We start from the raw sequence: 21123 nt of genomic DNA, 5'->3' as shown, positions 1-21123 counted from the left end.
CCCGCCCAGGACGCTAGAGAATCAGTTCGATCGGATTCTCCAGCAGCTGCTTCACTGCCTTCAGGAACTGCGCGCCCACCGCGCCGTCCACCACCCGGTGGTCGGCCGACAGGGTCAGGCTCATGACGTGGCCGATCCGGATCTCGTCTCCGTCGACCACCGGCTGCCGGGTGACCGCGCCGGCGGCCAGGATGGCGCTTTGCGGCGGGTTGATGATGGCGGCGAATTCACGCACGCCATGCATGCCCAGGTTCGACAGCGTCAGGCTTGCGCCTTCATATTGTTCGGGCCGCAGGCGGCCGCGGCGCGCCTGCTCGGCCAATTGCGCGATTTCAGCCGAAAGCTCGCGCAGGGACTTCTTGTCGGCATCGCGCACGATGGGCGTGATGAGGCCGGATTCCAGCGCGACGGCGATGCTCAGGTCCACCCGGTCCAGCCGGGCGATGCCCTCGTCCGTCCACTGCGAATTGACGGCCGGCGTCTGCCTCAGCGCGCGCGCCACCGCCATCGCCAGCAGGTCGTTCAACGAATGGCGCCAGGGTTGGGGCGCGGCCTCGCCGCGCGCGTTCAATGCGGCGCGGGCGGCCATCATCGCGTCCATGCGGCAATCCACCGTCAGGTAGAAATGCGGGATCTGCTGCTTGGACTGGACGAGACGGCGCGCGATGGTGCTGCGCATCGGCGTGTGCGGCTCCAGTTCCGCGCCGGCCGCGCGCGGCGCGATGGCGGCCGGAGCCGCCTGCGCCATCGCCGGCCGCGACGCCGCCGCGTTTTCGATATCCACCCTGACGATGCGGCCGTTCGGTCCGCTGCCGGCGAGCGCATGCAGGTCCACGCCCAGCGTGCGCGCCAGGCGCCGCGCGGAAGGGCTGGCGAAGAGGCGGTGCTCGTCCAGCGCTGGCGCTGCCTGCCGCGTCGCGCCCGCGGCCGCAATCGCCGGCGCGGGTGGCGCCGCCGGAGCGGGCTCGGCGGCCTGGGCCGCGACGGCGCCCTCGGGCAGCAGCGTCGCGATCACGTCGCCCACCGGAACCTCGGTGTCTCCGGCGGGCACATGGATGCGGTGCAGGACGCCGCTGTCCAGCGCTTCCAGTTCGATGACGGCCTTGTCGGTCTCGATTTCGGCCAGGATATCGCCGGCCTTGACCGCGTCGCCGGACTGCTTCAACCATTGCAGGATCTTGCCTTGCGTCGTGCCCGCGCCGATGGCGGGCATCACGACCTCGATATCCATGTCTGACTCGCTTTATGTTTCGGCCAAATTGCCGGTCTTCTCGATGTACAGGGCGGCGTCCGAGATGTCCGCCACGATGGCGGCGCGCGCCCCCTCGGCGTCGCGCCGCTCCAATGCGTCCAGCAGCGCCGCGTGGTGGCTGAACGACTCCCAGCTTTCGGACTTCCGGTCCTTGCTGCCCATGCTCAGCGAGAACAGCGGCGCGATCTGCAGCCAGATGTTCTCGATCATGCTCACCAGCAGCGGCATGCCCGCCGCTTCATACAGCGTGAAGTGCAGGTTGCGATTGGCTTCGATCGTCTTCAACGTGTCGATCCTGGGCTTGTGCCCCAGCTTGTCGAATTCGTCCGCGTACTGCCGTATGCGCGCCATCGTCGCGTCGGTCATGATCTTCGTGGCCTCCGCGGCCGCGAAACCCTCCACGCAGCAACGGATGCGCACAATCTCCCGGAACTTCGGCAGGCTGGGTTTGGGCACGCGCAGGCCCCGGCTCGGCAGCATTTCCAACGCGCCTTCGGCGACCAGCTTGTTCACGGCTTCGCGCACCGGCATCGGACTGGTGTTGAGCACGGCCGCCAGGCCGCGCAGGGTCACTTTTTCGCCAGGAGGAACGGCGCCGCTCATCAGGAGCTGGCGGGTCTTCTGGTAGATCTGGTCCGCGACCGTAATGCGTTCCTGCTTGTTGAGCAGGCCTTCCAGGATGCTGTTGTCCATATCGTCTCAATTCATATAGACGCCACCGTTCACATCCAGGGTGGCGCCGCAGATGTAGCTCGCGCCATCGGAACAGAGAAAGGCGATGGGCAAGGCGATTTCGCGCGGCTGCGCCATGCGCCGCAGCGGAATTCTATTCGCATCGAAAGCCTGCCCCTGGGTCATGCCCGTTTCGGTCGCGCCGGGCGCGACGCTGTTCACGGTCACGCCCGAATCGGCCGCGCGGCGCGCCAGCCATTTGACGAATGCTTGGGTGCCGCCCTTGGCCGCGACATAGTGCGGGCTGGCCGCCAGGCCGCCCATGCGCGCCGCGACGGAAGACACCAGGACCATGCGGCCGGCGCCCTGCGCGCTCATCTTCGCCAGCGCGGCGCGCGTCAGGTGCATGAGGCCCAGCAGGTTGATGTCGATGACCCGGTGGAATACCTCGTCCCAGCCCGCCTCGTTCCAGTCGTCCCAGGGGCAGTAGCCGGCGTTGGCCACCAGCGCGTCCAGCCGGTCGATGCCGGCCACGGCGGCTTCGGCCGCCGCCCGGTCGGTGACGTCGAAGGCAATGGCGCGGGCCTGCGCGCCGCCGGCGAGCAGTTGTTCGGCCAACTCCCGCGGCGCCTGCCGGTCGGCCAGCACCAGCGAAGCGCCCTGTTCCGCGCAGACTTCGGCGGTCGCCCGGCCGATGCCGCCGGCGGCGCCGGTGATCAGGACGGTCTTGCCTTCAAGCGCGCGCGGCATGGGCGTCTCCCGAGGGGGTTGCGGACAGGGCGCTGTCGGCCAGCATGTCCTGGATCAGCGCGCGCACGTCTTCCTCGCCCGCCAGCGCGGCGAGCTCCAGCGCCTGCGACACCACCGGCGGCGCCCAGCGGCCGGTGACGCGCTTGACCGGCTGGTCCAGGTAATCGAAGTAGCGGCGCTGGATCTCGTCGGCGATCAGCGCCCCCAGGCTCGCGCCCCGGGTGGTCTGTTCCACGATCGCCACCCGGCCCGTCTTCATGACGGAGCGGCCGATGGTGTCGTAGTCGATATCGCGCTGGGACAGCGTGCGCAGATCGATCACGTCGGCGCGAACGCCCGCCTCGTCCACCAGGCGGCAGCATTCGTCCACCATGGTCAAGGTCGTGAGCAGCGTGATCTGGTCGCCTTCGCGCACGCGCTTGGCGCGGCCGATGGGAATGTAGTAGTCCAGGTCCTTGGGCACCGGCGCCTTGCGCTTGTGCAACTGCTGAGGCTCGATGACCAGAACCGGGTCCTTGCAGCGCAGCGCCGAGTTCATCAGGCCCACGTAATCGAAGGCATTGGACGGCGCCACGATGCGCCAGCCGGGAAACAGGGCGAACACGCCCGCGGGGTCCATCGAATGCTGCGAACCGTAGCCCTCCGGCCCGGGGATCCGCGTGCGCAGCACCAGCGGCACGCTGGCCGTGCCATTGAACAGGTGGCGGATCTTGCCCGCCTGGTTCAGCAGCTGGTCGCCCGCCACCAGGAAGAAATCGCTGTACATCAGCTCGACCACGGGCTTCAGGCCCGACAGCGCCGCGCCCGTGGCCAGTCCGCAAAAGCCGTTCTCGGTGATGGGCGTGTTGACCAGCCTGCCGGCGAAGCGCTCGGTCAGGCCGCGGGTGGCGCCCACCGTGCCGCCGCCCATGTTGGCCACGTCCTCGCCGAATACGTAGATGTCCTCGTCCTCGGCCATCCGCGCCCCCATGGCCCGGGCGATGGCCTCGATGTAGGTCATGGGCTCCATGTCCTCTGCGGCATAGTCCTCCGCTTCGGCGTAGCGCACGCCCTCGAATTCCGTCAGGTCGCTCGCGAGATGCCGGTCCACGGTGGCGGCGGCGGGCCAGAGTTCGGCGCGGATGCGTGTCGAGGAGCCGGAGCCCTCGACGCAGGACGCCGCGGCGGCCTCGACCGCGTCGGTCACGGCGGCGTCGATGGCGGCCAGTTCGTCGGCATCGAGAATGCCGCGCGCCGGCAGCTCGCGCTGCAGGAACAGCCAGGGATCGCGCGCCTTCCAGGCGTTCTCTTCGTCGCGCGTGCGGTAGCCGAACGCGCTGCCGGGGATCGACGAACTCTGGTGGTAGTAGCGATAGACCTCGGCCAGGATGAAGGCCGGGCGTCCTTCGCGGGCGATGTGCTCGCGCGCCCAGCGGGCGGCGAGCCAGACCGCGAACGGATTCATCCCGTCCACCTTGACCGCGGCGATGCCGTGGCCTTGCGGCCGCGTCAGCAGTTCGGTCTCGAAGGTGGATTGCTCCACGCTCATGGAGACCGCGTACTTGTTGTTTTCGAGGAAGAAGATCATGGGCAGGCCGTACAGCGCCGCCAGGTTCATGGCTTCATGCGTGGCGCCCTGATGCACCGCGCCGTCGCCGAAAAACGTGACCATGGCCTTGCCCGAGCCGCGCTGCTTCTCCGCGAACGCATGCCCGCAGGCGATGGGAATGCCGCCCGCCACGATGGCGTTGGTGCCCATGATGCCCAGGTCCGCGCGCCGCAGGTGCATGGAGCCGCCTCGCCCGCCGGTCCAGCCGTCCTTCAGGCCCAGGATCTCGTGCATCAGTCCCTGGATCTCCTGACGCATGCGCAGGGTCAGCCCGGCCGCGGACGGATCCAGGTCTTCGTCGTACAGCGCGTTGACCGCCTTGGCGATGCACTGGTGGTGCGCGCGGTGCGTGCCGTTCATCAGCGTATCGACGGGCAGGGCCGCGATGCAGCCGGCGGCCGCGCCTTCCTGCCCGATGCTGGAGTGCGCCGGCCCGTGGACCAGGTTCAGCTTGTCGAGCTGCAGGATTTTCTCTTCGAAGCGGCGCGCCACCAGGAACAGCGTCGTCAGCCGCAGCGCCTCCGCGCGCGTCAACAGGGCCCAATCGCTTTCCTGCACGGCCAGCGTGTGCACCGGCGTCTTCTGTTCGACTACTTCGAGTTGCATGCGGTCCTCTCGGCTCAGATGTGCGCGGTCACGCCGCCGTCCACGACCAGGCTCGCGCCCGTCACGAAGTCGGAAGCGGGGCTGGACAGGAACAGGGCCGGGCCGACCAGGTCTTCCGGCTCGCCCCAGCGCCCCATGGGCGTGGTGGCCACCACGCGTTCCGCGTGGCCCGGGATGTCCACCCGGGCCTGGCGCGACAGCGCGGTATCGATCCAGCCGGGCTGGATCACGTTGACCGCGATGCCGTCGGCCGCCCAGGCGCAGGCCAGCGAACGCGTCAGCTGCAGGACTCCGCCCTTGCTGGCCGAGTACGCCGCCGTCACGGCGTTGGAGGCAAGCGCCAGGATGGAGCCGATATTGATGATCTTGCCCTTGCCGCGCGCCCGCATGGTCGCGTGCACGGCCTGGCACATGTTGAAGCTGCCCTTCAGGTTGATGTCGATGATGCGGTCCCAGACGTCTTCCGCGTACAGCTCCGGCCGCATGCGGGTGTTGACCCCGGCGCAATTCACCAGCACGTCCACCCTGCCATAGGCGGCGACCGCGTCGGCCACCACGGCCTCGCAGGCGGCGCGGTCTTCCACTTGCAGCGCGTAGCTTCCGGTCTTGGCGCCGGATCCGCGCAGCTCGGACGCCAGCGCGTCCAGCCTTTCCCCCGCCAGGTCGGTCAGTACCAGCGTCGCGCCCGCGCGGGCATAGGCCCGGCTGAGCGCGGCGCCGATGCCGCCTGCTGCACCGGTGATCAAAACGACCTTGTCTCGGATATCGAAGTGTTCTTGTTGGGCCATGCTGCGTCCGTCGATGCTATTTTTGATATGTGATCACAAATTTGATTCTAGGAAGCGGATCGGCCAACGTCAACGACGACAGCATCGGGGTCTACCCGTAGACGGGGGAAATCCCCCACGCTGCGCAGGGCTTCGCCTGCTTGCTGCTCCCAGGCGCCGACGGCCCCGCGACAAAAAAAGGCGGGACGGGAACTCCCGTCCCACCATGGCGGATCGCGGCGGGCCGCCCGAGGCGGCCGGGGCCATCAGTACGTCATCCGCACGCCCAGCAGCACGCTGCGTCCGGGCAGCGGCGCCACCGAGGAAATGAAGGAAGCGTGGTTGTAGGCCAGCTTGTTCAACAGGTTGGTGCCGCGCAGGTAGACCTCGTAACCCGTGGCGCCGTACTGGCCCCGGTAGGCCACCACGGCATTCACCATGTTGTAGCCCGGCGTGGTGTCCTCATAATCGGCGATGTCCTTCTGCGCGAACACGCGCGCGTATTCCACGCCGCCCGACCACTGCTCCCACTTGAAATTGCCGCGCACGCCTGCCCGGGCGGCCGGGATGCGCGGCAGGTTGCCGTCGCCGCCGGTCAGCTTGCCCCGCACGTAGTCGCCGAACACGGCGGCCGAGAACACCGGCGTGAACTGGTGGCGCAACTCCCCTTCCACCCCGGTGAACTCCGCGTCGCGCTGCGCGTATTCGATCAGGCGGAAGTCTTCGTAGCGGTCCAGCGTATCGGCGTAGATGTAGTTCTTCACGCGGTTGTGGAACACGCTGGCCGAGAACGTGGTGTCGCCCGAGTGCTTGCGCAGCGTCAGGTCGATGTTGTGCGAGGTCTCGCGGCCCAGGTCCGCGTTGCCCAGCTCGTAGGTGTTGGTGGCCAGGTGCACCCCATCGGCGTAGAGCTCCTGCGCCGTCGGCAGGCGCTGCGACCGCGACAGCGACAGCGCCACGGAATACTGCGGCGCGAAGTCCCAGATGGCGGCGGCCGAGAACGACGTGCCCGACAGGCTGCTGCGCGGCGCCCCGCCGGACGGCGAGATGCGCTGCCAGTCCTGCCGCGCGCCCAGTTCGAACCGCCAGTCGTTCAGCTGGTATTCCTCCAGCACGAACAGGCCGTTGGAGCGCGTCTTGCTGCGCGGCAGGAAGGCTTCCTCGCCGTCGGCGCGGAAATCGCTGTAGGCGTTCTGCAGCCCCACCACGCCGCGCCAGCCCGCGATCGGCTTGTGCTGCAGCTCCAGGCGCAGGTCATAGCCCTTGTTCTTGAACCGGGTGCCGACCTCGCCGCCCTCGATCTCGTCGTGCTGGTAGTCGGTCAGGCCGCCGCGCAGCCGGATCTTCTCGAAACCCGCGAACGGATCCTGGTATTCGGCGCGCAGGTCCACCCGGTTGCTGCGCAGCTTCACGTAGGGCACGCCGCCATGTTCGTGCTCGTGGTCGTGCCCGGCTTCCTCGTCGCCATGGTCGTGATCGTGGCCGCCGCAGTGCAGGTGCGTGCCGTGGGGATGGCAGCCTTCGTATTCGTGGTTGTGTCCCGGCAGGCCGTACTCGCTTTCCAGATGGGTGAAAGCCAGGCCGACATAGCCGCGCGGCGTGATCCACGACATGCCCACGGAACCCTGCGTGGACTCGCTGTACGAGCCTTCCAGCTTGCCGCCCGGCCAGTCGGGCACGTCGTAGTCGCTGCTGCGGCGCTTCATGCCCTCCACGCGCACGGCGAACTGGCCTTCGCCGGCGGTGACGCCCACGGCGCCCGAGCGTTCCTTGGTGCCCGTCGCCCCGCGCAGTTCGGCCTCCGCCTCGACGCCCTTCTCCGGCACCGCGGTCGGCACCTTCTTGTCCACCACGTTGACCACCCCGCCGATCGCGCCGCCGCCGTACAGCAGCGTGGCCGGGCCGCGCAGCACCTCGATGCGCTCGGCCAGCAAGGGTTCCACCGTCACGGCGTGATCGGGAGAAATGCCGGAGGCATCCATGACTTCGGAGCCGTCGGACAGAACCTTCACCCGCGGCGCCGTCTGCCCCCGGATGACCGGGCGGCTGGCGCCGGCGCCGAAGGTATCGCTATTGACGCCGGGCAGGTTCTTCAGCGTCTCGCCCAGCGTTCCGGTGCGCTGCTCGATCAGCGCATCGCCTTCCAGCACCGACGCCGGCAGCGTGGTGCTGTTCAGGTCCAGCCCCAACGGATTGGCCGACACCGTGATGGGCGCCAGCACGCGGCCGCCGGCCGGCTCGGTTGCCGTCTGGGCCTGGACGGCCGGCGCCGCCAGCGCCAAGGCGCAAGCCCAGGGTTTCAATCCCCGCTTGCGCGATATCCGCCTGCCGCCCCTCGCGCCGCTTTCCCGCGACTGCCCCTGCTTCTTGCCACTCATCATCGCCCTCTTGAATGTTATATCATTACAGCCAAGTAGCAAATGATATAACATTTCAATTGCAGCGCAAGACCTCCCTGGGAAAATGCGCGGGCTCGCGGCCTGCCGGCAGTCCACGCTGCCGGCCAGGCAGCCGCGGGGCGGCCGCGAGCGCCGCCCCCCGGGCTCAACCCGCCTTGAATTCCTTGTTCCAGAATTCGAGGATGTCGGCCTTCTTCTCCGTCAGGCTCTTCAAGTCGTAGGCATGCAGGAGCTTGACCTCGGCTTCGGAGAAGCCCACCAACGGGGAAGGTTCAGGCCTCCAGCCCGCACAGCGCTTGCAGCACCGCGACGCGGCTTTGCCCCAGCACCATGCCCTGCCAGTCCTCCTGGCCGCAATAGAACGCGTCCAGCGTGGCTTGCAGGATTTCGCGCCGCTGCGCCGGGCCGGCCTCGGGATGGGCGCGCAGCCAATTGCGGCCGCGCAGCGCGAGGACCACGTCTTCCCACGGCAAGGTGCCGAACTCCAGCGCCATCAGCGTGGGCTCGGAATCGGGACAAGCCTCGTAGATCAGGCCGGCGAGATGGCCAGTGATGTCCACCGATGCCGAGCTTCCCTGGTATGGCACGGCGATGTCGCTGCCCCACCAGTTGCGCGCCCGCGCCACTTCGGCCTCGTTACGGCGACCGGCGTAGATCTTCTCGCCGTGGCCGCGCGGGCCCAGGCCGGTATGCACGTCGATCCAGCCGATGCGCGCATGGCGGCTGGCGTGGGCCTGCAGGATGCCGCGCAGGTTGACGAGCGAGGCGGCCGGACGGTCGCCGCCATAGAACAGGCCGTCGGCGTGCGTGTACTGCCCGCGCGACACGGCCTGCGTCACGGCGGGCAGGCCATGCTGCTCGATGTGGCGGGCGAGATCCTGCTGGTTCCGCGGCGTGGGCGGCCATTCCCGAGGCAGCAGCAGCTCATGCACCAGGCCGTAGCCGGGATTGGACGGCAGCGGGCGACCGTCGAACGGCTGCGCATTGCGGTTCAGGTCCACATTGCCTTCGTCCGTGCGCGCGATCCACGAAAAGCCGTAGGGATTCACGGCATGCACTAGCAACAGGGCTATGCCGGCGCGGCGCGCGCGCTCCAGCATCGGCGCATCGTCCAGCAAGGCCAGCTGGCAGCCCGATCCGCAGAAGCCTTCGACCCCGTGCGTGGCGGAGGTCATGATGAGCAGCCGCTCGGCGTTCGCGTCGCCGATCAGGGCCACGTCGGTGGCCAGCGGCTCGCCTTCGCTGCCCCGGGGTTCGATGGCGTAGGACTGCACGTGGGTGGCGACGGGGGACGCCGCCGCCAGGAAGCGGTCGCGCGCCTGCGCGTAGCTGGAGGAAAAATAGCGGGGGGTGGATTGCATCTCATGCCTCGCGAATATCGATTTCATGGCCGGTGCGGTCCTGGATCCAGAACAGCACCACGGTGGAAAGCGTCACGGTCACCATCAAGTACCAGGCGGGCGCCATCGGATTGCCGGTGACGTGCAGCAGCCAGGTCACGAAGAACTGCGCAAATCCGCCGAAAACGGAAATGCCCAATCCATATACCACCGACATGCCGGTCGTGCGCACCGACTTCGGAAACAGTTCCGGCAACATCGTGATCACCGGCGCGGTCTGCAAGGCCAGCAGCACCGCGAGCAAGGCGATCACCGTCATCAGGCGAGCGGTGCTGGGCGCCGACACGAGCCACTGGAAGCACGGCAGCAAGGCGGCCACGGTGGCCGCGCGTGACCAGAAGATCACCCGCTTGCGCCCCGCCCGGTCGGCCAGCGTGCCGACCAGCGGCGCGATCAGGAAGCCGATGGCGCCCAGCACGACGCTGGCGGACAGGGTCGACGTAGCCGGCAGGCCCAGTTTCTTGTTGGCGTAGGCCGGCATGTAGAAGCCGATGATCTGGGCGCACACCATGCCGCCGATCACCAGCAGGATGCCCTTGACGACCGGGACCTTGTGCTCGGCGAAGACCCGGCGCAGCGGCTGGTGGCCGGCGGACGCCTGCGGGTGCGACGCGGCGACGCGGGGCGGCTGCTCCAGCGTTTCCTCAAGATTGCGGCGGATGTAGGCGCCCACCGGCACGGTCAGGATGCCGATCACGAACGGCACGCGCCAACCCCAGGCCTGCATCTGCTCTTTGCTCAGCGCGGCCGTCAGCAACGCGACCGTGAGCGCGCCCAGCATCACCCCCAGCGACTGGCTGCCGAACTGCCAGCTCGAATAGAAGCCGCGCTTGCCCGGCGGCGCGTGCTCCACCAGCAAGGTGGTCGAGGCGCCCACCTCGCCGCCCGCCGCGAAACCCTGGATCAGGCGCGCCAGCACCATCAGCACCGGCCCCCACGCGCCCATCTGCGCGTAGGTCGGCGCGACGGCGATCAGCGCACAGCCCAGGCCCATCAGCCACAGCGTCAGCGTCATGGCCGCGCGCCGCCCATGGCGGTCGGCGTAGGACCCGATCAGCATGCCGCCCACCGGGCGCATCAGGAAGCCGACGCCGAAGGTCGCCGTGGTCAGCAGCAATTGCCCATAGCCCGAGGCGGCCGGAAAGAACAGCGGCCCGATGACCAGCATCAGGAACGTGAAGACGGTGAAGTCGAAGAACTCCAGCGCGTTGCCGATCGTGGTGCCGGCGATGACCCGGCGGCGCATCGCGGGCGTGTGGAGTTCCTGCCGGCCGGGCGCGGCAACGATGGCGATAGACATTTTTTCCCCTTGATGTCCGTTCCGGTGGCCGGACGCTATGCCTGCCCCGTGGCCATGAATATACGGATGGCAAACGATAAGGAAAAGACAGTATTTTTGTTCCAGTGAGTACTTTTTCTTATATGCTGCCGATGAGTCCTCCCTCGACCCGGACCGCGTCCATGAACCTGCGCCAACTGCGCGCCTTCGTATTGATCGCCGAGCACCGCAGCATCCGCGCCGCGGCGCGCGCGCTGTTCGTCACCCAGCCCGCGGCCACGCGCAGCCTGCGCGAGCTGGAGCTGAGCGTGGGCGCCGAACTGGTGCGGCGCAGCGCCCGAGGCGTGGAGCTGACCTCCTACGGCGAAGCCCTGTACAAGCGCGCCGTGCTGATCCTTCAGGAGGCGCGCAAGGCACAGGAGGAAATCGGGCAGATGCGAGACGGCGAAGGCGGCACGCTGAGCCTGGCGATCAGTTCGGCCGCGCTGACGGTGCTGCCTCCGGCGCTGGCGGCTTTCCGCGCGCGCATGCCGCGCGTGGCCGTGTCCTTCAACGAGGTGGCCCCGCCCTACAGCCATGAGCAGCTGGAATCGGGCCGCTACGATTTCCTGGTGCAGACGGAGTACGACGGCGACATCGACGACGGCTTCGCCCGCACCATGCTGTTCACGCTGCCGCTGGCGGTCGGCGCGCGCGCCGGCCACCCCTTGCGCCACGCCCGCAGCCTGGCCGAACTGCACGATGCCCTGTGGCTGCTGCCCGGCAATATCCAGGCGCCCGCCAACCTGTTGCGGCTGGCGTTCGACGCCCACAAGCTGCCCGCGCCCCGCGACGTGATTCCCTGCCAATCGATCGCCGTGGCGCTGGCCCTGATCGCCGAAAGCGACGCCCTGGGCATATTCGTGCGCAATCTGTTCGACCACAGTCTGCTGCCGCGCGGCCTGCGCATGCTGCCGCTGGCGCACGCGCTGCCGGCCGCGCGCGTCTCCATCCTGACCCGCGCCGACTCGCCGCCCACGCCGGCCGCGCAGTGCTTCATCGATTGCCTGCTGGAAGCGCGCGGGCCGACGGGCGCGCAGCCTTGAACCCGCGCGAATCCGGACGCCCGCGGGAACCGGGCGAGCGGGTACCGGTTATCATCGACGCTGCTTCCGCTGGCCGCCGCCCCGTCCTCTTTCATCCCTCATCCATGGCGTTTCCCCGACTTCCCTCTCCGCCCACGCTGACCGATACGGTCGCCAAGCGCCTGCGCGCCGAAATCGACGAAGGCCGCGTGCCGCCCGGCGCCAAGCTGCCGACCGAGACCGCGCTGGCGGAGCAATTCGGCGTCAGCCGCACCGTCATTCGCGAAGCCGTCTCCCGGCTGCGCCAGGACGGCGTGGTGGAAGCGCGGCAAGGCAGCGGCGTCTACGTCACCGACGCCACCGGCAACCGCGCCCTGCGCATCGACGCCGCCGAGCTTTCCTCGCTGGACGCGGTGCTGCACGTCGTGGACCTGCGCCGCGCGCTGGAAACCGAGATCGCCGCCCAGGCGGCGGCCGTGCGCAAGAAGCAGGACATGAGCGACATCGACGCGGCGCTGGCCGCCATTTCGCAGGCGGTGGAGAACGGCGGGGACGGCGTGAAGGAAGACGTGGCCTTCCATCGCAGCATCGCGCGCGCCACCGGGAACCCCTATTTCATGACGACGCTGGCCTTCGTCAGCCAGTTCCTGGAAGCCGCCACGCGCGTGACGCGCGGCAACGAGGCGCGCCACGCCAGCCTGATGCGCGACGTGCTGCAGGAACACATCGCCATCGTCGAGGCCATCCGCAGGAAAGACGTGGACGGCGCCCGGGAAGCCGCGCGCGTCCACATGGTCAACGCGGCCAAGCGCCTGCGGCAGGCGCACCGCTAGCCGCGCCCGCCGCGGACCGGGAAACCTCAGTCGGGGCGGAAGGCCTTGGTGAAGAAGTCCCGGGCACCGAAATTCCCCGACTTCAGCGCGATGCTGACCTCGCCCCCCGCCGCCGGCGCATGGCCGGCGCACCAGGGCACGCCCGGGTCGATCTGCTCGCCGATCTCGATCTGCTCCAACCCCAGCGCCTGCACGACCGCGCCCGAGGTCTCGCCGCCCGCCACGATCAGCTGGCGCACGCCGCGCTCGACCAGGCCGACCGAAATGCGCGCGATCGCGGCCTCGATCAGCGCGCCCGCGCGTTCCGCGCCCAGCGCGCCCTGGGCCTGCTTGACCTGGTCGGGCTGCGCGGTGGAATAGATCAGCACGGGGCCGTCCCGCAGGCGAGGCTCGGCCCAGGCCAGCGCTTCGCCCGCGACGTCCTCGCCGGCGGCCAGCCGCAGCGGATCCAGCGCCAGCGCCGGCCGCCCGCTTTCGATGAAGGCCGCCACCTGGCCGTTGGTGGCCGAAGAGCAGCTACCCGCCACCACCGCCTGCAGGCCGGGCACGCGCGGCAGGCGCGTCCTGTCGGCGGGCGACAGCCCCCAGTTGGCCGGCAGGCCGATGGCGACGCCCGAGCCCGCCGTCACCAGCGGCATGTCCTTCAGGGCCGGCCCCAGCGCGAGCAGGTCGTCGTTGGAAACCGCGTCCACGATGGCCACTCCGATGCCCTGCGAGGCCAGTTCCCGGATGCGGACGCGGATTGCGTCGCTGCCGCGCGCCACTACCGCGTAGTCGATCAGGCCGACCTTGCGCGAGGTCTGCGCGGACAGCACGCGGACGAGGTTGGGATCGGTCATGGGCGTGAGCGGATGATGCTGCATGCCCGATTCGTTCAGCAGGACGTCGCCGGCGAACAGGTAGCCCTTGAACACCGTGCGCTTGTTGTCCGGGAACGCCGGCGTGGCGATGGTGAAATCGGTGCCCAGCCGCGCCATCAGCGCGTCGGTGACGGGGCCGATATTGCCTTGCGGCGTGCTGTCGAACGTGGAGCAGTATTTGAAGTAGATCTGCTCGGCGCCCTGCGCCCGCAGCCAATCCAGCGCCGCCAGCGACTGCGCCACGGCCTCCTCGGCCGGCAGGGTGCGGGTCTTCAGCGCCACGACCACCGCGTCCGCGTCGCCGCGCAAGGGCGTCCCGGGCACGCCGATGGTCTGCACCGCGCGCATGCCCGCGCGCACCAGGTTGTTGGCCAGGTCGGTGGCGCCCGTGAAATCGTCGGCGATACAGCCCAGTTTGATGCTCATTTCTGCTCCGGCAGGGTAATCCCCGGAAAAATCTTGATCACGGCGCTGTCGTCCTCGCGCCCATGTCCGGCCGTGGAGGCCTGCATGAACATCTGGTGCGCGGTGGACGCCAGCGGCAAGGGGAATTTGCTGTGCCGGGCCGTATCCAGCACCAGGCCCAGGTCTTTCACGAAGATGTCCACCGCCGACAGCGGCGTGTAGTCGCCCGCCAGCACGTGGGCCATGCGGTTCTCGAACATCCAGCTGTTGCCCGCGCTGTGCGTGATCACCTCGTACAGCGCGTCGGCATCCACGCCTTCGCGCAGTCCCAGCGCCATGGCTTCCGCCGCGGCCGCGATATGCACGCCCGCCAGCAGCTGGTTGATGATCTTGACCTTGCTGCCCGCCCCTGCCCGGTCTCCCAGGCGGTAGACCTTGCCGGCCATCGATTCCAGCACGCCGCCACAGGCTTCGTAGGCGGCCGGACGGCCGGCGGTCATCATGGTCATCTGGCCAGCGGCGGCCTTGGCCGCGCCGCCGGATATCGGCGCGTCCACATAGAGGATGCCCTGTTCGGCCAACCGCGCCTCCAGCGCGATCGACCAGTTGGGGTCCACCGTCGAACACATCACGAAGACCGCCCCGGCGCGCAGCGCGGCGGCGATGCCGCCTGCGCCGTACAGGACGGCCTCGGTCTGTTCCGCGTTGACCACCACGCTGATCACGATGTCGCAGGCGGCCGCCATGTCGGCCAAGGCGGCGCATGCCACCCCACCCTCGGCCGCGAAAGCCGCGGCCACGCCCGGCCGGATGTCATAGGCATGCACCTCGTGGCCGGCGCGGCGCAGGCTTTGCGCGATGCCGGCGCCCATGGCGCCCAGGCCGATGACGCCGACGCGGCGGGAAAGGGTTTGCGGATGGCTCATGGTTTCAAGATCCTGAAAATCGAGTGGGCGGACTGCCGCAAGCTCAGCGCGGCAGGTCGTCGGCCATGTAGGCGCGGATGATGGCGGCGAAATCGCGGTCGCCTTCCAGGCCCAGCGCGCCGGCCCGCGCGGTGTCCCAGCGGCCCGGCCAGCTGCCCACGATGCGCTCGACGCGCTCATCGGCCCGCCACGTGATGCGGTTTGCGACCTCGTCGCCCGCCACCTCGCGCAGCGCCTGCTCCATCTCCGCCACCGTGACCGATACGCCCGGCAGGTTGATCGGCCGGCGGTCGGCCAGGGCCTGCGCGGGCAGCTCGCAACCGGCGATCAGCGCCTGGATGGCGCCGCGCGGCGACAGCAGCCACAGGCGCGTGTCCGCGCCGACCGGGCACACGGCGGCTTCGCCGTTGAGCGGCTCGCGGATGATGCCGCTGGCGAACGACGAGGCCGCCGCGTTGGGGCGGCCGGGGCGCACGCTGATGGTGGGCAGGCGCAGCACGCGGCCGTCGACGAAGCCGCGCCGCGTGTAATCCGCCAGCAGCAGTTCCGCGATCGCCTTCTGGGTGCCGTAGGAAGACTGAGGGTTGAGCGCGGTGTCGTCGCGCACGGTCTCGGGCAAGGCGCCGCCGTAGACCGCCACCGAGCTGGTGAAGATCACGCGCGGCTGATGGCCCAGGGCGCGGCAGGTTTCCAGCAGCGCGCGCGACGCATCGAGGTTGATGCGCATGCCCAGGTCGAAATCCGCCTCGGCCTGCCCGCTGACGATGGCGGCCAGGTGGAACACGACGCGGGTGTCCGTATCGATGGCCTGCCGCAGCACGGCGGGGTCGGCGATGTCGCCCACCAGCGAGCGCACGCGCGGATCCGTCAGCGCATCGGCGGAGACGACGTCCAGCAGGTCGATCTGCGTGATGGCTTGCGGCGCGCCGCCGTCCAGGGCCAGCGAACCTTGTTCGAGCAGTTTGCGGGCCAGCCTCTGGCCCAGGAATCCGGCGCCGCCGGTGATCAGAATTTTCATGATGGAGTGCTCAGGGTTTGGCGAGATAGGGGCGGGCCCAGCCCAGGCCCGCGGAAGTGCCGGCCTTGGGGCGGTACTCGCAGCCGATCCAGCCCGCATAGCCGAGCGCGTCGATGCGCTCGAACAGGTAGGGATAATTCAGTTCGCCCAGGTCGGGTTCGTGCCGGTCGGGCACGCCCGCGATCTGGATGTGGCCGATGCCGGCCATGTCGCGCTGCAGCTTCACGGCGATATCGCCCTCGACGATCTGGCAGTGGTAGATATCGAACTGCACCTTCAGGTTTGCGGCGCCGACCTCGGCGCAGACGGCCTGGGCTTCGTCCTGGCGATTAAGGAAGAAGCCGGGGATGTCGCGCGTGTTGATGGGCTCGATCACCACGGTGATGCCGGCCGAGGCGGCCGCGCGCGCCGCCGCGGCCAGGTTCTTCAGGTAGGCCTCGCGATGCGCGGCGCGGTCCTGCTCCGGCCGTATCAGCCCGGCCATCACATGCAGCGAGCGGTTGCCGAGCGCGGCGGCGTATTCCAGCGCCTGATCGAAGCCGCGCTCGAATTCGCCCTCGCGGCCCGGCAGGGACGCGATGCCGCGCTCGCCCGCCGCCCAATCTCCGGGCGGCGCGTTGAATAGGGCCTGCGTCAGCCCGTGCTCTTCCAGCCTCGACTTGAGCTCGGCGGCCGCGAACTCGTAGGGAAACAGGAACTCGACACCCGAGAATCCGTCCCGCGCCGCCGCCGCGTAGCGGTCCAGGAAGGGATGCTCGGTATACATCATGGTGAGGTTGGCGGCCAGGCGTGGCATTGCAATTCCTTCTTTAACGAAACGGCATCAACGGTTGACGAGCTTGGCCGGCGTGAACCAGACGGCGATGGCGCCCACCACCAGCACGCCCGCCAGCACGTACATGCCGGACGCGGTGGAGTTGGTGAGGTCTTTCAGGTAGCCGATCATGTAGGGGCTGGCGAAGCCCGCCAGGTTGCCCACCGAATTGACGATGGCGATGCCGGCCGCCGCCGCCGTGCCCGACAGGAACGCGGTCGGCAGCGACCAGAACAGGGGCGCGCAGGTCAGCACGCCGGCGGCCGCCATCGACAGGAAGACCAGGGACACGACGGTATTGTCGGCATACGAAGCCGCGACCGAGAACCCCACGGCGCCCAGCAATGCCGGCACGATCAGGTGCCAGCGGCGCTCGCGGCGCCGGTCGGCCGAATGGCCCAGCAGGTTCATCACGACGATGGCGCAAAGGAATGGGATGGCGCTGAGCAGGCCGATATTGAAGGCGCCCGTGACGCCGGTGGACTTGATCAGCGTCGGCATCCAGAACGTGAGGCCGTACTGGCCGGCGACGAACGCGAAATAGATCAGGCACATCCACCAGACGCGCTTGTCGGCGAACACGGCGCGCAACGAGTGCTTCTGCGAGCCGGTCTGTTTCTGGTCGAGCTCGATTTCGCGGGTCAGCAATTGCTTTTCATCGTCGCTCAGCCATTTCGCGCTGGCGATGCCGTTGTCCAGGTACATGATGGTCACGACGCCGATGACCAGGGCGGGAATGGCCTCGATCAGGAACATCCATTGCCAGCCCTGCAGACCGTGCGTGCCGTGGAATGCGTCCATGATCCAGCCGGACAGCGGATTGCCGAAGATGCCCGCCACGGGAATGGCGGACATGAACAGCGCGATGATCTTGGCGCGGCGGTGGGCCGGATACCAGTAGGTCAGGTACAGGATCACGCCGGGGTAGAAGCCGGCTTCGGCCAGGCCCAGCAGGAAGCGCAGGATGTAGAAGCCGGTGGGCGTCTCGACGAACATGAACATGCCGGACAGGATGCCCCACGTGATCATGATGCGGGCGATCCAGATGCGCGCGCCCAGCCGGTGCATGAGCAGGTTGCTGGGTACCTCGAAGAGGAAATAGCCGATGAAGAACACGCCCGCGCCCAGGCCGAACACCGTTTCGCTGAACCCCAGGTCCTGCGACATCTGCAGCTTGGCGAAGCCCACATTGACGCGGTCGAGATAGGCGATCACGTAGCAAAGCATCAGGAACGGCACGAGCCGCCAGAATACTTTGGCATAGGCGCGCGCGGTTTCGCGCGAATCTGCCGGCTTTGCCGCATCGGGCTGCGCGCCGAGCGTCGTTTCCATCGGGGGCATGCAAGTCTCCAGGAGGGGATGCGCCTTCCCGATCCGCGCGCCGGCGGCCGGGCGGCTTTCTAAAGGGATCAGTAGCGCGCGCCGAAGGTGGCGCGCAATTCTTCAATGGCCTCGGCGCCCAGCGGCTCCGGACGAGGGTTGCTCATCAGCCAGAGCCGGGCGGTTTCTTCCAGCTCTTCCAGCGCGTAGGACGCATGCGATACCGAGCGTTCCCACACCACGGGCCCCAACCGCTCGAACAGGGCGCCGCGGACCTGCGCCGCCACGGCGGCGACCTCGGCGGCCGCTTGCGCGTCGCCGGGGCGACGGTAGCCGATCAGCGGAATCCGCCCCACCTTCATGACCTGGTACGGGGTGATGGGCGGCAAGACTTCGTCGGGCCGCCAGACGCCTGCCAGCGTCAGCGCCACCAGGTGGGTGGAATGGGTATGGACCACGCCGCGCGACTCGGGGCTGGCGCGGTAGATGCCCTGGTGCAGCACCAGGGTCTTGGAAGGCTTGGCGCCCGACACCCAGTTGCCGGCCAGGTCGACCTTGGCCAGTTCCGCGGGATCCAGGCGGCCCAGGCAGGCGTCGGTGGGGGTGATCAGCCAGCCGTCGTCGAGGCGGGCGCTGATATTGCCTGCGGCGCCGACCGTGTAGCCGCGCTGGTAAAGGCTGGCGCCGACGATGCAGATTTCTTCGCGGATGCGGGATTCATCAGCCATGGAAAGCCCCCGGGGAGCAGGGGCGGACTAGCGGAAAAGAAGGCTGCGGGGCCTGCATGATGACGTGTCTCTCGCCTTAAGTTATCGGGTCATCATACAAATTTGGTGAAAACAAAAATACCGGGTAAACCCGGTATTCGTGTAACAAGGGGCGAACCGCTCAGGCCGTTTCGCCCCCTCCCCGCCCCGTCGCGGCCGAGCGCAGCCAGACCGTCATGGCCATCGCCAGCACACCCAGCAGCGTGGGGTACAGCATGCTCAGGTTGCGCGCCTCGCCCGCCGCGGCGAACAGCACGAAGAGCGGCACATTGATGGCAAGCGCCGCCCACGCGTGATGGCGGAAGGCGGCCGGCAAATGCTTCCAGCCGATGGCCGACACGCCGGCAATCATCAGCATCATGAAGGCGCTCAAGCCTTTGGGCAGCGTCACGCCGTAGGTGCCTTCAGTACGGAACCAATTCCCCGGATCGAGGAAATAGAACAGGTTCGCGCCGGGTTGGAAGCTGACGGTGCCGCCGGGGTTGCCCGCGAATCGCATCCTCAGGGCGAGGTAGACGCAGCCGCAGACGAACACCAGCACGCCCACCACGGCCGCGGCTCGCCAGCGCGGCAGGCCGGCTCGCAACAAGGGATACAGCGTCGCGACGAAGAAAAAGAACGCCTCCTTGTTCCAGGTCGCGGCCGCCGAGACCAGCGCCAGCAGGCCCAGCCGCGCCGCCGCGCGCGCAGGCGATTCCGGCGCGGCGCGCCAGGCCAGCAGAATGGCGCAGGCCATGAACAGGAGTTCGAAGAAGTCGTAGAAGAAGCCGCCCTCGGTGAGAAAGAACGGCATGAGCAGCGCGAGGGCCAGGGGCGCGATCGCCGCGGCTGGCGCGCTGGCGCCCAGGCGCAGGCAAAGCGCGCGCATCGCGAACAGCGCGCCCAGCAGGGCCAGATAGGTGAGGTAATACACGATGTGATAGCGCAGCGTGACCGCGGGCAGCATCGCCTCGGAGCTCGGATTGCGCATGGCCAGCCCCGAACGGCTGTTCACGCGGCGCGGCTCGGTCAAGCGTTCGGACAGGCGCTCCACCGTGTGGGCCGGCAGCAGCGCCTGGATGCCATTGGCGGCGGCGGGCACCAGCTGACGATAGACGTAGGGCCGATAGGCCGTGCCGTCCACCATCGACGCGAGCGACAACGGCGTGTGGCCGTCGTTGAGCCGCCATTTCGCGTAGAAGCCATTGAACGCGGCCGCGGCCACGATCACGTAGAGCAGGACCATCAGGAACCGGCGGTAGGCCGGCGCATGGAAAAAGCGCCTCATCGGGCGCGCTCCACGGCGGGCCGCCCCGCCTCGGGCTGGGGCTTCAGCCACAGGCCGAGCGCAAGCGCCGTCAGGCCCAGCAGCGTCGGATAGAGCATGCTCAGGTTGCGCATTTCTCCCGGCGAGCAGAACAGCACGAACAGCGGCAGGTTGATGGCCAGGGCCAGCTGCGCATGCTGGCGCCAGGCTTGCGGCAGGCGCGCCCACCCACAGACGGCGATCCCCGCGAAGGCCAGCATGCTGACCACGCCGAAGCCGCGCGGCAGCAGCACGCCATAGGTGCTTTCCGTGCGCAGCCAATTGCCCGGATCGACGTAGAAGCGCAGGTTATCCCACAGCTGGTAGTCCACCGTCGTGCCCGGATTCCCCGCATAGCGCATGCGCAGCGCCAGATATACGCAACCGCAGACGAAAAGCAGGGCCGCGGCCACCGCGGCCGCCTGTGCGCGCGGCAGGTTCCGTCGCAGCAGCGGATACAGGGCGGGCGTGAAAAAGAAGAAGGCTTCCTTGTTCCAGGTCGCGAAACCCGCCAGCGCCAGCAAGGCGATCAGGCGCAGCGGCTTGCCCGGCGACGCGCCCATCGCCAGCAGCGCGGCGCTCATCATGAAGAGCAATTCAAAGAAATCGTAGAAGTAGCCGCCCTCGGTCAGGAAGAAAGGCAGCAATAGCGCGAGGACCGCCGGCGCCATCGTCGCGGCCGCCGGATCCGCGCCCACCGCCAGGCCTACCCGCCGCATGACGAACAGCGCGGCCAGCAGCGCGAAGAACGTCAGGTAGAAGACGAGGTGATAACGCAAGGTGACGGCCGGCACCAGCGCCTCGGAACCCGGATAGCGCATCGCCAGCCCCGAGCGGCTGTTCAGCCTGCGAGGCTCCGCGAGACGTTCGGAAAGGCGCGCCACGGTCGCCTCGGGCAACAGGCCCTGGATACCGTTGACGACGGCCGGCACGAACTGCCGGTAGACGTAGGGACGATGGGCCGTTCCTTCCACCATCTGCGACAGGCCCAGCGCCGGGTGCCCGTCGTTCAGCCGCCACTTCGTGTAGAAGCCATTGATGACGGCCGCCGCAATCACGACATAGGCGCAGCACAGCAAGAACCAGCGGTAGGCCGGGCTATCGAAAAAACGTCTCAT

18 protein-coding genes are annotated in these 21123 nt (G+C 68.5%); 2 read left to right on the top strand and 16 right to left on the bottom strand.

The features are described 5' to 3' along the window. Positions 1–13 precede the first annotated feature (13 nt). The 8 genes from ADE01S_RS21160 to ADE01S_RS21125 all read right to left on the bottom strand — a co-directional run bounded on the left by ADE01S_RS21160 (position 14) and on the right by ADE01S_RS21125 (position 10734). Positions 14–1231 carry a dihydrolipoamide acetyltransferase family protein gene (locus tag ADE01S_RS21160; protein WP_062683720.1) on the bottom strand — a complete coding sequence of 406 codons (1218 nt, stop codon included), beginning with the start codon at positions 1229–1231 and terminating at the stop codon, positions 14–16. Positions 1232–1243: 12 nt separating this feature from the next. Further along, the gene (locus tag ADE01S_RS21155; RefSeq protein WP_062683719.1) at positions 1244–1945 is read right to left on the bottom strand and encodes a GntR family transcriptional regulator; all 702 of its coding nucleotides are present in this window, start codon (positions 1943–1945) and stop codon (positions 1244–1246) included. Between the two features lie 6 nt (positions 1946–1951). After that, positions 1952–2674, bottom strand: a complete 723-nt coding sequence (locus ADE01S_RS21150) for an SDR family NAD(P)-dependent oxidoreductase (protein WP_062683718.1) — start codon at positions 2672–2674, stop codon at positions 1952–1954. Next, a complete protein-coding gene (locus ADE01S_RS21145; RefSeq protein ID WP_062683717.1) occupies positions 2658–4868 on the bottom strand; it encodes an alpha-ketoacid dehydrogenase subunit alpha/beta in 2211 nt (736 codons plus the stop codon). The genes ADE01S_RS21150 and ADE01S_RS21145 overlap by 17 nt, the downstream gene beginning before the upstream one ends. A gap of 14 nt (positions 4869–4882) precedes the next feature. Further along, positions 4883–5656, bottom strand: coding sequence for an SDR family NAD(P)-dependent oxidoreductase (locus tag ADE01S_RS21140; RefSeq protein WP_075873213.1), 774 nt, complete (start codon positions 5654–5656; stop codon positions 4883–4885). 245 nt (positions 5657–5901) lie between these two features. Continuing rightward, positions 5902–8013 (bottom strand): TonB-dependent receptor domain-containing protein, encoded by a 2112-nt coding sequence (locus tag ADE01S_RS21135; RefSeq protein ID WP_075873218.1) that lies wholly within the window; start codon positions 8011–8013, stop codon positions 5902–5904. Positions 8014–8306: 293 nt separating this feature from the next. Beyond that, positions 8307–9395: a M14 family metallopeptidase gene (locus ADE01S_RS21130; RefSeq protein WP_062683716.1), complete on the bottom strand. Its 1089-nt coding sequence runs from the start codon at positions 9393–9395 to the stop codon at positions 8307–8309. 1 nt (position 9396) lies between these two features. Further along, positions 9397–10734: an MFS transporter gene (locus ADE01S_RS21125; RefSeq protein ID WP_062683715.1), complete on the bottom strand. Its 1338-nt coding sequence runs from the start codon at positions 10732–10734 to the stop codon at positions 9397–9399. A gap of 161 nt (positions 10735–10895) precedes the next feature. Here ADE01S_RS21125 and ADE01S_RS21120 point away from each other — a divergent pair, with 161 nt between their 5' ends. Both ADE01S_RS21120 and ADE01S_RS21115 read left to right on the top strand, forming a co-directional pair. Continuing rightward, positions 10896–11798, top strand: coding sequence for a LysR substrate-binding domain-containing protein (locus ADE01S_RS21120; protein ID WP_062683714.1), 903 nt, complete (start codon positions 10896–10898; stop codon positions 11796–11798). Between the two features lie 104 nt (positions 11799–11902). Further along, positions 11903–12610 carry a FadR/GntR family transcriptional regulator gene (locus ADE01S_RS21115; protein ID WP_062683713.1) on the top strand — a complete coding sequence of 236 codons (708 nt, stop codon included), beginning with the start codon at positions 11903–11905 and terminating at the stop codon, positions 12608–12610. A gap of 26 nt (positions 12611–12636) precedes the next feature. Here the strand turns inward: ADE01S_RS21115 and otnK are convergent, their stop codons facing one another. From otnK to ADE01S_RS21075, 8 genes are all read right to left on the bottom strand, one after another. Beyond that, the gene (gene otnK, locus ADE01S_RS21110) at positions 12637–13896 is read right to left on the bottom strand and encodes a 3-oxo-tetronate kinase (protein ID WP_062683712.1); all 1260 of its coding nucleotides are present in this window, start codon (positions 13894–13896) and stop codon (positions 12637–12639) included. Beyond that, a complete protein-coding gene (gene ltnD, locus ADE01S_RS21105; RefSeq protein ID WP_062683711.1) occupies positions 13893–14801 on the bottom strand; it encodes an L-threonate dehydrogenase in 909 nt (302 codons plus the stop codon). The genes otnK and ltnD overlap by 4 nt, the downstream gene beginning before the upstream one ends. 43 nt (positions 14802–14844) lie before the next feature. After that, on the bottom strand, positions 14845–15819 hold the full coding sequence (gene denD, locus ADE01S_RS21100) for a D-erythronate dehydrogenase (protein ID WP_062683710.1): 975 nt from the start codon (positions 15817–15819) through the stop codon (positions 14845–14847). 10 nt (positions 15820–15829) lie between these two features. Beyond that, positions 15830–16615 carry a 2-oxo-tetronate isomerase gene (otnI, locus tag ADE01S_RS21095; protein WP_062683709.1) on the bottom strand — a complete coding sequence of 262 codons (786 nt, stop codon included), beginning with the start codon at positions 16613–16615 and terminating at the stop codon, positions 15830–15832. A gap of 27 nt (positions 16616–16642) precedes the next feature. Next, positions 16643–17974, bottom strand: a complete 1332-nt coding sequence (locus tag ADE01S_RS21090) for an MFS transporter (RefSeq protein WP_062683708.1) — start codon at positions 17972–17974, stop codon at positions 16643–16645. 68 nt (positions 17975–18042) lie between these two features. After that, a complete protein-coding gene (otnC, locus tag ADE01S_RS21085; protein ID WP_062683707.1) occupies positions 18043–18681 on the bottom strand; it encodes a 3-oxo-tetronate 4-phosphate decarboxylase in 639 nt (212 codons plus the stop codon). Between the two features lie 160 nt (positions 18682–18841). Then, positions 18842–19987 (bottom strand): hypothetical protein, encoded by a 1146-nt coding sequence (locus ADE01S_RS21080; RefSeq protein ID WP_062683706.1) that lies wholly within the window; start codon positions 19985–19987, stop codon positions 18842–18844. Continuing rightward, complete coding sequence (locus ADE01S_RS21075) at positions 19984–21123, bottom strand: hypothetical protein (RefSeq protein WP_075873214.1); 1140 nt, start codon at positions 21121–21123, stop codon at positions 19984–19986. The genes ADE01S_RS21080 and ADE01S_RS21075 overlap by 4 nt, the downstream gene beginning before the upstream one ends.

The sequence above is a fragment of the Achromobacter denitrificans NBRC 15125 genome, from assembly GCF_001571365.1.
GTDB lineage: Bacteria > Pseudomonadota > Gammaproteobacteria > Burkholderiales > Burkholderiaceae_B > Achromobacter > Achromobacter denitrificans.
The sequence above is the reverse complement of the archived record's forward strand: the minus strand, read 5'-3'. Positions and strand labels throughout refer to the sequence as shown.

Excerpts from the sequence above, each read along its gene's own strand:
- ADE01S_RS21160 (WP_062683720.1), bottom strand. The coding sequence starts at position 1,231 with ATGGATATCGAGGTCGTGATGCCCGCCATCGGCGCGGGCACGACGCAA.
- ADE01S_RS21155 (WP_062683719.1), bottom strand. The coding sequence starts at position 1,945 with ATGGACAACAGCATCCTGGAAGGCCTGCTCAACAAGCAGGAACGCATT.
- ADE01S_RS21150 (WP_062683718.1), bottom strand. The coding sequence starts at position 2,674 with ATGCCGCGCGCGCTTGAAGGCAAGACCGTCCTGATCACCGGCGCCGCC.
- ADE01S_RS21145 (WP_062683717.1), bottom strand. The coding sequence starts at position 4,868 with ATGCAACTCGAAGTAGTCGAACAGAAGACGCCGGTGCACACGCTGGCC.
- ADE01S_RS21140 (WP_075873213.1), bottom strand. The coding sequence starts at position 5,656 with ATGGCCCAACAAGAACACTTCGATATCCGAGACAAGGTCGTTTTGATC.
- ADE01S_RS21135 (WP_075873218.1), bottom strand. The coding sequence starts at position 8,013 with ATGAGTGGCAAGAAGCAGGGGCAGTCGCGGGAAAGCGGCGCGAGGGGC.
- ADE01S_RS21130 (WP_062683716.1), bottom strand. The coding sequence starts at position 9,395 with ATGCAATCCACCCCCCGCTATTTTTCCTCCAGCTACGCGCAGGCGCGC.
- ADE01S_RS21125 (WP_062683715.1), bottom strand. The coding sequence starts at position 10,734 with ATGTCTATCGCCATCGTTGCCGCGCCCGGCCGGCAGGAACTCCACACG.
- ADE01S_RS21120 (WP_062683714.1), top strand. The coding sequence starts at position 10,896 with ATGAACCTGCGCCAACTGCGCGCCTTCGTATTGATCGCCGAGCACCGC.
- ADE01S_RS21115 (WP_062683713.1), top strand. The coding sequence starts at position 11,903 with ATGGCGTTTCCCCGACTTCCCTCTCCGCCCACGCTGACCGATACGGTC.
- otnK (WP_062683712.1), bottom strand. The coding sequence starts at position 13,896 with ATGAGCATCAAACTGGGCTGTATCGCCGACGATTTCACGGGCGCCACC.
- ltnD (WP_062683711.1), bottom strand. The coding sequence starts at position 14,801 with ATGAGCCATCCGCAAACCCTTTCCCGCCGCGTCGGCGTCATCGGCCTG.
- denD (WP_062683710.1), bottom strand. The coding sequence starts at position 15,819 with ATGAAAATTCTGATCACCGGCGGCGCCGGATTCCTGGGCCAGAGGCTG.
- otnI (WP_062683709.1), bottom strand. The coding sequence starts at position 16,615 with ATGCCACGCCTGGCCGCCAACCTCACCATGATGTATACCGAGCATCCC.
- ADE01S_RS21090 (WP_062683708.1), bottom strand. The coding sequence starts at position 17,974 with ATGCCCCCGATGGAAACGACGCTCGGCGCGCAGCCCGATGCGGCAAAG.
- otnC (WP_062683707.1), bottom strand. The coding sequence starts at position 18,681 with ATGGCTGATGAATCCCGCATCCGCGAAGAAATCTGCATCGTCGGCGCC.
- ADE01S_RS21080 (WP_062683706.1), bottom strand. The coding sequence starts at position 19,987 with ATGAGGCGCTTTTTCCATGCGCCGGCCTACCGCCGGTTCCTGATGGTC.
- ADE01S_RS21075 (WP_075873214.1), bottom strand. The coding sequence starts at position 21,123 with ATGAGACGTTTTTTCGATAGCCCGGCCTACCGCTGGTTCTTGCTGTGC.